The 9,356-nt window shown below is 71.9% G+C and carries 10 protein-coding genes; 4 read left to right on the top strand and 6 right to left on the bottom strand.

Going from position 1 to position 9,356, the window contains the following annotated elements:
- The 4 genes from ACFXA3_RS24465 to ACFXA3_RS24450 form a co-directional block, all read left to right on the top strand.
- The coding region (locus ACFXA3_RS24465; RefSeq protein ID WP_385190122.1) for an urease accessory protein UreF at positions 1-459 on the top strand (459 nt) is incomplete at its 5' end.
- A gap of 63 nt (positions 460-522) precedes the next feature.
- On the top strand, positions 523-1,209 hold the full coding sequence (ureG, locus tag ACFXA3_RS24460) for an urease accessory protein UreG (RefSeq protein ID WP_385190120.1): 687 nt from the start codon (positions 523-525) through the stop codon (positions 1,207-1,209).
- A gap of 47 nt (positions 1,210-1,256) precedes the next feature.
- On the top strand, positions 1,257-2,009 hold the full coding sequence (locus ACFXA3_RS24455; protein ID WP_385190117.1) for an urease accessory protein UreD: 753 nt from the start codon (positions 1,257-1,259) through the stop codon (positions 2,007-2,009).
- 187 nt (positions 2,010-2,196) lie between these two features.
- Complete coding sequence (locus ACFXA3_RS24450) at positions 2,197-3,861, top strand: alpha/beta hydrolase (protein ID WP_385190114.1); 1,665 nt, start codon at positions 2,197-2,199, stop codon at positions 3,859-3,861.
- A 34-nt stretch (positions 3,862-3,895) separates the two neighbouring features.
- Here the strand turns inward: ACFXA3_RS24450 and ACFXA3_RS24445 are convergent, their stop codons facing one another.
- The 6 genes from ACFXA3_RS24445 to ACFXA3_RS24420 form a co-directional block, all read right to left on the bottom strand.
- Entirely contained in the window at positions 3,896-4,606 is a 711-nt protein-coding gene (locus ACFXA3_RS24445) for a lysophospholipid acyltransferase family protein (protein ID WP_385190112.1), read from the bottom strand.
- 113 nt (positions 4,607-4,719) lie between these two features.
- Positions 4,720-4,878: a hypothetical protein gene (locus ACFXA3_RS24440; protein WP_327282254.1), complete on the bottom strand. Its 159-nt coding sequence runs from the start codon at positions 4,876-4,878 to the stop codon at positions 4,720-4,722.
- 32 nt (positions 4,879-4,910) lie between these two features.
- Positions 4,911-5,873 carry a cytochrome c oxidase assembly protein gene (locus tag ACFXA3_RS24435; RefSeq protein WP_054225080.1) on the bottom strand — a complete coding sequence of 321 codons (963 nt, stop codon included), beginning with the start codon at positions 5,871-5,873 and terminating at the stop codon, positions 4,911-4,913.
- 108 nt (positions 5,874-5,981) lie between these two features.
- Positions 5,982-7,007: a 6-phosphofructokinase gene (locus ACFXA3_RS24430; protein ID WP_385190110.1), complete on the bottom strand. Its 1,026-nt coding sequence runs from the start codon at positions 7,005-7,007 to the stop codon at positions 5,982-5,984.
- 214 nt (positions 7,008-7,221) lie between these two features.
- Positions 7,222-7,950 (bottom strand): type 1 glutamine amidotransferase, encoded by a 729-nt coding sequence (locus tag ACFXA3_RS24425; RefSeq protein ID WP_385190107.1) that lies wholly within the window; start codon positions 7,948-7,950, stop codon positions 7,222-7,224.
- 21 nt (positions 7,951-7,971) lie between these two features.
- Positions 7,972-9,210 (bottom strand): MurT ligase domain-containing protein, encoded by a 1,239-nt coding sequence (locus ACFXA3_RS24420; protein WP_385190105.1) that lies wholly within the window; start codon positions 9,208-9,210, stop codon positions 7,972-7,974.
- Positions 9,211-9,356: the final 146 nt, after the last annotated feature.

Genomic DNA, 9,356 nt, shown 5'->3' with positions numbered 1-9,356 from the left:
GTGTTCACCGCCCCCGGCCCCCGGGCGCGGGCCCGGCGCCCGGGGGGGGGGCGCGGGGGCCGGCAGCTGCTGCGGGCCGCCCGGGCCACGTGGCCCTCCGCCGAACTCGACGCGCTCGCCGCGGCCTTCCCGCGCGGGGCGCACCAGCCGGTGGTGCTCGGGCTCACCGCCCGGGCGGCCGGACTCGGGCCGTCGGAAGCCGCGCACGTGGCGGCGTACGAGAGCGTCAGCGGGCCGGCGACCGCGACGGTGCGGCTGCTCGGCCTCGACCCCTTCGAGGCGAGCGGGGTCCTGGCCCGCCTCGCCCCCCGGCTCGACGCGGTCTCCGGACGGGCCGCCCGGGCCGCGGAACTCGCCCTGCGGGAGGGCCCCGACGCGCTGCCCGCGGCGTCCTCGCCGCTCCTGGAGATCGCCGCGGAAGCCCATGCGGCCTGGCCGGTCCGGCTGTTCGCCTCCTGACCGCCCGCGGGCTCCCCGCCTGCGACCCCCTCCGACCACCTCCACGACCTCCTGGAGATCCCCATGCACCTCGACCACGGCGTGACCTACCCCCAGCGCCACACCCACAGTGCCGAGCCGGTACGGGCGGACGGCTCGCGCCGCGCCCTGCGCATCGGGCTCGGCGGACCCGTCGGCTCCGGCAAGACGGCCACCGTCGCCGCGCTCTGCCGCGCCCTGCGCTCCGAGCTGTCGATGGCCGTCGTCACCAACGACATCTACACGCGGGAGGACGCCGAGTTCCTGCTCCGCGAGGCCGTCCTGCCGCCCGAGCGGATCAGCGCGGTGGAGACCGGGGCCTGCCCGCACACCGCCATCCGGGACGACATCTCCGCCAACCTGGAGGCGGTGGAGGAGCTGGAGGAAACGGTCGGGCCGCTCGACCTGATCCTCGTCGAGTCCGGCGGCGACAACCTGACCGCCACCTTCTCCCGCGGCCTCGTCGACGCCCAGATCTTCGTCATCGACGTGGCCGGCGGCGACGACATCCCGCGCAAGGGCGGCCCCGGCGTGACCACCGCCGACCTGCTCGTCGTCAACAAGACGGACCTCGCCCCGTACGTGGGCTCCGACCTGGACCGGATGGCCCGCGACGCCGCCGAGCAGCGCGGTGAACTCCCGGTCGCCTTCCAGTCGCTGCGCGGTGAGCCGGGCGTGGCCCCGGTCGCCGCGTGGGTGCGCGAGCGGATCGCCGTCTGGGCCGCCCGGTGAGCACCGTCGCGCCCCCGGCCACCCCGCCCCGCCCGCTTCCGAGCCCGATGGGCGTTCGGGCCACCGCCCGGATCTCCGCGGTCGCCGACGGCCGTGGCGGTACCGCCCTGCCGCTGCTCTCCGGTGACGGGCCGCTCGCGCTGCGCCGCACCCGGGGGGCGGGGGCCGAAGCGGGCGTGATGCTGGTCGGCGCGATGACCGCCCCGCTCGGCGGGGACCACCTCGCGGTGGAGGCCGCCGCCGGTCCCGGGGCCCGCCTCGCCCTGGCCTCGGCCGCCGCCACCCTGGCGCTGCCCGGCCGCGGTGGTGAGCCCGCGCGGTACGACGTACGGCTGACCGTGGACGAGGACGCGGCCGTGCGGTGGCTGCCGGAGCCGCTGGTCTCCGTGCGCGGCAGCGACCTGCGGGTGCGCACCCGGGCCGAACTGGCCCCCACGGCCCGGCTGCTGCTGCGTGAGGAGCAGGTGCTGGGCCGTACGGGGGAGGAGCCGGGGCTGCTGCGCAGCAGGCTCACCGGGACCCGGGGCGGCCGGGCGCTGCTGGACCAGGAGCTGGCCTGCGGTCCGGGCGCGCCGGGGGGCTGGGACGGTCCGGCGGGGCTGGCCGGCCACCGGGCGCTCGGTCAGCTCCTGGTCGTCGACCCGGCGTTCGCGGTGTCGGCGCCGGTTCCCGCGGTGCTCGGGGAGTTCGCGGCCGTCACTCCGCTGGCGGGTCCCGCCGTACTCGTGACGGCTCTGGCCCCCGACGCGCTTCGGCTGCGCGAGGTACTCGACGTGGCGTGTCGAACGTACGGCTGGTAATCGCTGAGCGAACCTGGGACGAATCAGACACCGCTCAGCGGTACACGCCTTTCCGGTTATCGGGTTGGCAAAGAACCTGACCTTGCTCTGTTGTCAGGTGTAGGTCAGGCGAAAGGATCCCTGTGCATTGACCGACCCGACCAACCCGGCCGCGTGCGGCCGGGTCTGACGCAGGGGGAACAACCACGTGATACGCACTGCAGCGCTGGGGAGCGCTGCCACTCTGATCACCGGAGCTCTGGCTGCGGGCCTGCTGCTCGCGCCGTCCGCCTCCGCGGCCCCGGCCGCCGGGAGCAGCTCGGTCCCGGAGGCGCTGGGCGTGCAGCTCGCCGCCGCCCGGGCCGCCCGTACCGGGATCGAGTGGAAGGACTGCCCCGCCGACTGGGGCTTCGAGGCCCCGATCCAGTGTGGCTGGGTCAAGGTCCCGCTGGACTACGCCAAGCCGTTCGGCAAGACCATCGACCTCGCGGTCGACCGGATCGGCAACACCGGCACCAAGGAGGAGCGCCAGGGCGCGCTCATCTACAACCCGGGCGGCCCCGGTGGTTCCGGCATGCGCTTCCCGCGCCGGGTCACCACCAAGAGCCCGCTGTGGGTCAACACCTCCAAGGCCTACGACTTCGTGGGCTTCGACCCGCGCGGTGTCGGCCACTCCGCCCCGATCTCCTGCATCGACCCGCAGGAGTTCGTCAAGGTGCCCAAGGCCGACCCGGTCCCGTCCGGCGAGGCGGACAAGCGCGCCCAGCGCAAGCTCGCCGCCGAGTACGCGGACGGCTGCAAGGAGCGCAGCGGCGAGATGCTGCCGCACATGACCACGCCGAACACCGCGCGCGACCTGGACGTCATCCGGGCCGCCCTCGGTGAGAAGAAGCTGAACTACCTCGGCGTCTCCTACGGCACCTACCTGGGCGGCGTCTACGCGACGCTGTTCCCGACCCACGTGCGCCGCATGATCGTCGACAGCGTGGTCAACCCGGACACGGACAACATCTGGTACCAGGCCAACCTGGACCAGGACGTCGCCTTCCAGACGCGCTGGAACGACTGGCAGGACTGGGTCGCCAAGTACGACTCCGTCTTCCACCTCGGCGACACCCGCGCCAAGGTCGAGGCCAAGTACCAGCAGCTGCGCGCCCAGGCCAAGGCCAACCCGCTCGGCGGCGTCGTCGGCCCGAACGAGCTCATCGGCTTCTTCCAGGGTGCCCCGTACTACGACTCCTCGTGGGTCCCGGTCGCGCAGGCGTTCAGCGCCTGGGCCGCCGGTGACGAGAAGCCGCTGATCGAGGCCATCGCCCCGGACATGTCGGACGCCAAGGGCAACGCCGCGTCCGAGAACAGCAACGCGGTCTACACCGCGGTCGAGTGCGCCGACGCCAAGTGGCCGACCAGCTGGGCCAAGTGGGACCGGGACAACACCAAGCTGAACGAGAAGTACCCGTTCCTGACCTGGTCCAACGCGTGGATGAACCTGCCCTGCGCGACCTGGAAGTCCAAGCAGAGCAACCCGATCGAGGTCGGTGCCAAGCGCGGCCTGGCGCCGGTCCTGATCGTCCAGTCGGAGCGTGACGCCGCCACGCCGTACGAGGGTGGCGTCGAGATGCACCGCCGCCTCGCCGGCTCGCGTCTGATCACCGAGCAGAACGCCGGCTCGCACGGTGTCACCAGCCTGGTGAACCCCTGCATCAACACCCGGGTGGACGCCTACCTGCTGACCGGCAAGGTCGACGCCAAGGACGTGAAGTGCGGTCCGCACGCCACTCCGGTCCCGCCGGCCCCGGCCGCCGCGAAGTCGCTCGCCAAGGCTCCGGCTTCCGCGCTCCCGGCGCAGGAGGAGCTGCCGGCCGTCCGCTAAGCCGGACGGTGGCATGAAGGGCACGGGAGAAGGCTCAGCGCGATGTGCGCCGGGCCTTCTTCCGCGCCTCCTCCTCTTCCGCCTTGACCTCGGCGGCGTACCGGTCGACGTACTCCTGACCGGACAGCTGGAGCACGGCGTACATGATCTCGTCGGTGACGGCCCGCAGCACCGCCCGCTCGCCCTCCAGACCGGCGTAGCGCGAGAAGTCCAGCGGCCGGCCGAAGCGGATCGTCACCCGCCGGATGTTCGGGACCTTCTGCCCGGGCGGCTGGATCTCGAAGGTGCCGACCATCGCGCACGGGATGACGGGCACCCCGGCCCCGAGCGCCATCGCGGCCACGCCCACCTTGCCCTTGTACAGCCGCCCGTCGTGCGAGCGGGTGCCCTCCGGGTAGATGCCCAGCAGCTCCCCCTTGGCCAGCACGCCCAGCCCTTCGCGCAGCGCGGCCTGCCCGGCGTCCTTGCCCGACCGGTCCACCGGGATCTGCCCGGCGCTGCGGAAGAAGAACGCGGTCAGCCGCCCCTTCACCCCGGGACCGGTGAAGTACTCGGCCTTCGCGAGGAACGTGATCCGGCGTTTGAGGATGGCCGGCATCAGGAAGTGGTCGGAGAAGGACAGGTGGTTGCCCGCGACGATCGCGGGCCCCTCCGCCGGAATGTTCTCCAGTCCCTCGATGCGCGGCCGGAAGAGCAGTCGCAACAGCGGACCGAGCAGCACGTGCTTGAGCAAGTGGTAGAACACCGGGGCATTTTCCCTTCACCTGGGGGTCAGGTCAGTGTGCCCGAGACGGTGCCGGATGGGCATGGCGCAGCAGGATCCCGCCGGAGCCGGAGGGTGGCTGCGGGGCGGGGGCGTCAGGGCTTGCGGGACGCCGCCATGCCGGCGGTCAGCAGGCCGAGGAGCACCCAGCCGAACCACAGCCAGCCGTTGCTGCCGAGGGCCACGGAATACGTGGCGACGGCCACCAGAGCGGCGAAGGTCATGACGGCCATCGCCTTAACGGATCCGGTCATGCCCCATGGTCGCGCGCCGAGGTGCCGGTGCGCTACTGGCCACGCGCTTGGAGGGAGGCGAGATAGGAGTTGTACGCCTCCAGCTCCTGGTCGCCGTCGCGGTCCGCGGCCCGGTCCGAGCGCTTCGCCGCCCGCTGCTCGGAGTGGTACCACTGGTAGACCAGCGCGATCAGCACCAGCACCGACGGGATCTCGCTGAAGGCCCAGGCGATGCCGCCGCCCCACTGCTGGTCGAGCAGCGGATCGATGCCGAGGGAGGCCGGCGGGTCCGAGTACGTCTTGATCATCGGCTCGCTCGCCATCATCAGGGCGATGCCGAAGAAGGCGTGGAACGGCATTCCGGCGAAGAGCTCCAGCATCCGCATCACGTAGCCGGGGCGGTGGGGCCCCGGGTCCACGCCCATGATCGGCCAGAAGAAGACCAGGCCGACGGCCAGGAAGTGCACCATCATGCCGATGTGCCCGGCCTTGCTCTCCATCAGGAAGTCGAAGAGCGGCGTGAAGTAGAGGGCGTAGAGACTGGCGATGAACAGCGGGATCGTGAACACCGGGTGGGTGATCACCTTCATGTAGCGGCTGTGCAGCAGCATCAGCAGCAGCTCACGGGGACCCTTGACCCCCCGCGCGGCGGGCGGCAGCGCGCGCAGCGCCAGTGTCACCGGCGCGCCGAGCAGCAGCAGGATCGGGGAGAGCATGCTGATGACCATGTGCTGGATCATGTGCACGCTGAACATGACCATGCCGTAGTCGTTCAGCTTGGTGCACATCACCAGGGCCACGGTCAGCACGCCCGAGGTGAAGGCGATGGTCCGGCCCAGTGGCCACGCGTCCCCGCGGCGGCGCAGCCGCAGCACGCCCCACAGGTACAGGCCGAGACCCACGAGCGAGCCGATCAGGAAGAACGCGTCGAAGGAGAACTCCAGACCGCGCCCGAGAGTGAACGGCGGCAGGTCCATGTCCATGTGCATGTCCATGCCGTGACCGCTGTGATCCATCTGTTCACTCCCTTGACCCGTGGTGCCCCACCACAGTAATGCCGCCCCCGGACGCGAAATCGTCCGGGGGCACCCGTTAAGGGAGTGACGCGTAGAACGCGGGGAACATCACAGAACGTTCTGCGCCTCGTCGTAGCGCGCCGCCGGGACCGTCTTGAGGGTCTGAACGGCGTCGGCGAGCGGGACCATCTCGATCTCGGTGCCGCGCAGGGCCGTCAGCATGCCGAACTCTCCGCGGTGCGCCGCCTCGACCGCGTGCCAGCCGAAGCGGGTGGCCAGGACCCGGTCGTACGCGGTCGGCGTGCCGCCGCGCTGGACGTGGCCCAGGATGACCGGACGGGCCTCCTTGCCCAGGCGCCGCTCCAGCTCGACCGCGAGCAGGTTGCCGATGCCGGCGAAGCGCTCGTGCCCGTACTGGTCGGTGCCGCCCTCCTGGAAGTCCATGGACCCGGCCCGCGGCTTCGCGCCCTCCGCGACCACGACGATCGCGAACCGCTTGCCGGCCGAGAACCGCTCGCCGACGATCGCCGTCAGCTCGTCGATGTCGAACGGGCGCTCCGGGACGACGATGGCGTGCGCGCCCGCCGCCATGCCCGAGTGCAGGGCGATCCAGCCGGTGTGGCGGCCCATGACCTCCACGACCATCACGCGCTGGTGGGACTCGGCGGTGGTCTTCAGCCGGTCCAGGGCCTCGGTGGCGACCCCGACGGCGGTGTCGAAGCCGAAGGTGACGTCCGTCGAGGCGATGTCGTTGTCGATGGTCTTCGGGACGCCGACGATCGGCAGGCCCGCCTGCGCGAGCAGGTTCGCGGCCTTCAGGGTGCCCTCGCCGCCGATCGGGATGATGGCGTCCAGACCCAGGTCCGCGACGTGCCCGCGGGCCTGCTCGACGCCGTCGCGCAGGTGCGCGGGCTGCACCCGGGAGGAGCCCAGGATCGTGCCGCCGCGGGCCAGGATGCCGCTGACCGCGTCGAGGTCGAGCTTGCGGTAGTCGCACTCCAGCAGGCCGCGCCAGCCGTCGTGGAAGCCGATGACCTCGTCGCCGTGATCGACGACGGAGCGGTGCACGACGGAGCGGATGACGGCATTGAGGCCGGGGCAGTCGCCGCCGGAAGTGAGCACACCAATGCGCATGGCAGGAAGAACCTTTGCAACGTGGGCCGACGACCGGACCACGTCGTCCGGTTGGAACTACGGCCACCCTACAAGCGGTGGAGCGGTGGACTGAACCATCCTCCACATGCTGGTCACACTCATCGTACGAAACCACGTCGGCCCGGTTCCCCCAAGGGAAAACCGGGCCGAACACATGATGACGGGGCCGCCCCGATGAGCGGCCTGAGCGGTGCTACGCGGGCTGCGTGGCCGCCGAGATCCGCTCGGCGCGCAGCGCCTCGTACCACCGGTCGTCGATGGGCGGCAGCGCGTTCACGTCGAGGGCCAGCTTCAGCAGCAGGTCCGCGATCTGCGGGTTGCGGGCCATCACGGGGCCGTGCATGTACGTGCCGAAGACCGTGTCGTTGTACGCGCCCTCGGTGCCGTCGCCCGTGCCGTTGCCGCGGCCCAGACGGGTGCGGGCGAACGGCCGCGCGGTCGGGCCCAGGTGCGTGACGCCCTGGTGGTTCTCGAAGCCCGTCAGCGGCGGCAGGTTCAGGCGCGGGTCGATGTCCGCCAGGACGTCGCCCACGCACCGCTCGCCCTCGCCGCGCACGGTCACCACGTCCAGCAGGCCGAGGCCCTCCTGGCGTTCGCCCATGTCGTTGACGAACTCGTTCCCGAGGATCTGGTAGCCGGCGCAGACGGAGAAGACGATCGCCCCGTTCGAGACGGCCCGCTCCAGACCGCCGTCGCGCAGCAGACGCTCCGCGGCGAGCCGCTGCGGCCGGTCCTCACCGCCGCCGATCAGGTAGATGTCGCCCGAGGTCGGGATGGGCTGGTCGCTGCGCACGTCCACGCGCTGCACGTCCAGGCCGCGCTGGCGCGCCCGGCGCTCCACCACGAGGGCGTTGCCCTGGTCTCCGTACGTGCTCAGCAGGTCGGGGTAGACCCACACCAGACGCAGGCTGTTGTCGCTCATGCTCTTGTCCTCTATGGGTGACTAGTTGCCGACGCGGCGGCGCACGTCCTGGAAGGCGGTGTAGTTGGCGATCAGCTCGATCTGCCCGGGCGGCGCCAGCTGCACGGCCTCGTCGAGGGTCTCGCAGACCCGGAAGTCCAGGCCGGCGACCTCCAGGCGGACGGCCAGGTCCAGCTTGCGGTCGCCGATCACGAAGATCGGGTGGCCGGAGAGCCGCGGGTAGTCCACGTCCCACAGCCACGACGTGTCGGTGCCGTCCGCGCCGCGGGCGTTCACCGAGAGGATCACCGGCGCCGGCGGACCGTCGATCAGCGAAAACGTTTCGAGCCAGCCCGCCGGGTTCTTCGCGAGCAGCAGGCGCAGCTCACGGCCCTGGAAGCTGACCACGTCGTAGCGGCCGGCGACGGCCTGGACCTGGTACATCCGCTCCAGCGCGACCTGCGGCGGGACGCCGAACACGGCGGCCACGGCGGCCGAGGTGGCGGCGTTCGCCTTGTTGGCGCGGCCGGGCAGCTGGAGGTGGATCGGCCAGGCGCTGCCGTGCGGGTCCAGCACGTGGTCGCCGGACAGCACCCAGCTCGGGACGGGGCGCCGGAAACCGCACTCGCCGCAGAACCAGTCGTCGCCGGGGCGCTGCATGACGCCACCGCAGGAGGGGCACGACCAGGCGTCGTCCTTCCACTCCTGGCCGGCGGCGACCCACACCACGTTCTGCGAGGACGAGGCCGACCACACGATCAGCGGGTCGTCGCAGTTCGCGACGATGACGGCCTTGGAGCCCTGGAGGCCCTCGCGCCACTTCTCCGCGAGCATGCGGGTCTCGGCCGCGCGGTCCAGCTGGTCGCGGGAGAGGTTCAGCAGGGCGATCACCTTGGGGGTGACGTCCCGGGCCACCCCGGCCAGGTACTTCTCGTCCACCTCGATGACGCCGTACTTGGCGTCCGAGCCGCCCGCCAGGGCGGAGGTGATGCCGGCCGGCATGTTGGCGCCGAGGGCGTTGGAGACGACCGGACCGCTGGCCCGCAGGGCCTCCGCGATCAGCCGGGTCGTCGTGGTCTTGCCGTTCGTCGCGGAGACGAGGACGACGTCGAGATGCTGCGCGAGCGCTCCGAGGAGATCGGGGTCGAGTTTGAGTGCGACCTTGCCACCGATCACCGATCCGCTTCCGCGTCCCGCGGCCCGCGACACCGCCGCCGCGGCCTTGCCCGCCGTCACGGCCAGCTTGGCCCGCGGCGAAAGCGGCTCTGTGTTGCCTGCCATCGTCCCTTGTCCTCCTTGCGTCGGTCGGCCCCAGCCTATCCAGTACCGGCCGGAGCCTTGACCGGGGGGCCCCCCCCGCGCCCCCCCGGGCCCCCAAAAAAAGCCCCCCCGAACCCATACGCCCCCCCGCCCCCCCCCCCGACCCC

The sequence above is a fragment of the Streptomyces sp. NPDC059456 genome, from assembly GCF_042750055.1.
Taxonomy (GTDB): Bacteria; Actinomycetota; Actinomycetes; order Streptomycetales; family Streptomycetaceae; genus Streptomyces.
This window is presented reverse-complemented; position numbering and strand designations above follow the sequence as displayed.

Excerpts from the sequence above, each read along its gene's own strand:
- ACFXA3_RS24455 (WP_385190117.1), top strand. The coding sequence starts at position 1,257 with ATGGGCGTTCGGGCCACCGCCCGGATCTCCGCGGTCGCCGACGGCCGT.
- ACFXA3_RS24425 (WP_385190107.1), bottom strand. The coding sequence starts at position 7,950 with ATGAGCGACAACAGCCTGCGTCTGGTGTGGGTCTACCCCGACCTGCTG.
- ACFXA3_RS24440 (WP_327282254.1), bottom strand. The coding sequence starts at position 4,878 with ATGACCGGATCCGTTAAGGCGATGGCCGTCATGACCTTCGCCGCTCTG.
- ACFXA3_RS24435 (WP_054225080.1), bottom strand. The coding sequence starts at position 5,873 with ATGGATCACAGCGGTCACGGCATGGACATGCACATGGACATGGACCTG.
- ACFXA3_RS24420 (WP_385190105.1), bottom strand. The coding sequence starts at position 9,210 with ATGGCAGGCAACACAGAGCCGCTTTCGCCGCGGGCCAAGCTGGCCGTG.
- ureG (WP_385190120.1), top strand. The coding sequence starts at position 523 with ATGCACCTCGACCACGGCGTGACCTACCCCCAGCGCCACACCCACAGT.
- ACFXA3_RS24430 (WP_385190110.1), bottom strand. The coding sequence starts at position 7,007 with ATGCGCATTGGTGTGCTCACTTCCGGCGGCGACTGCCCCGGCCTCAAT.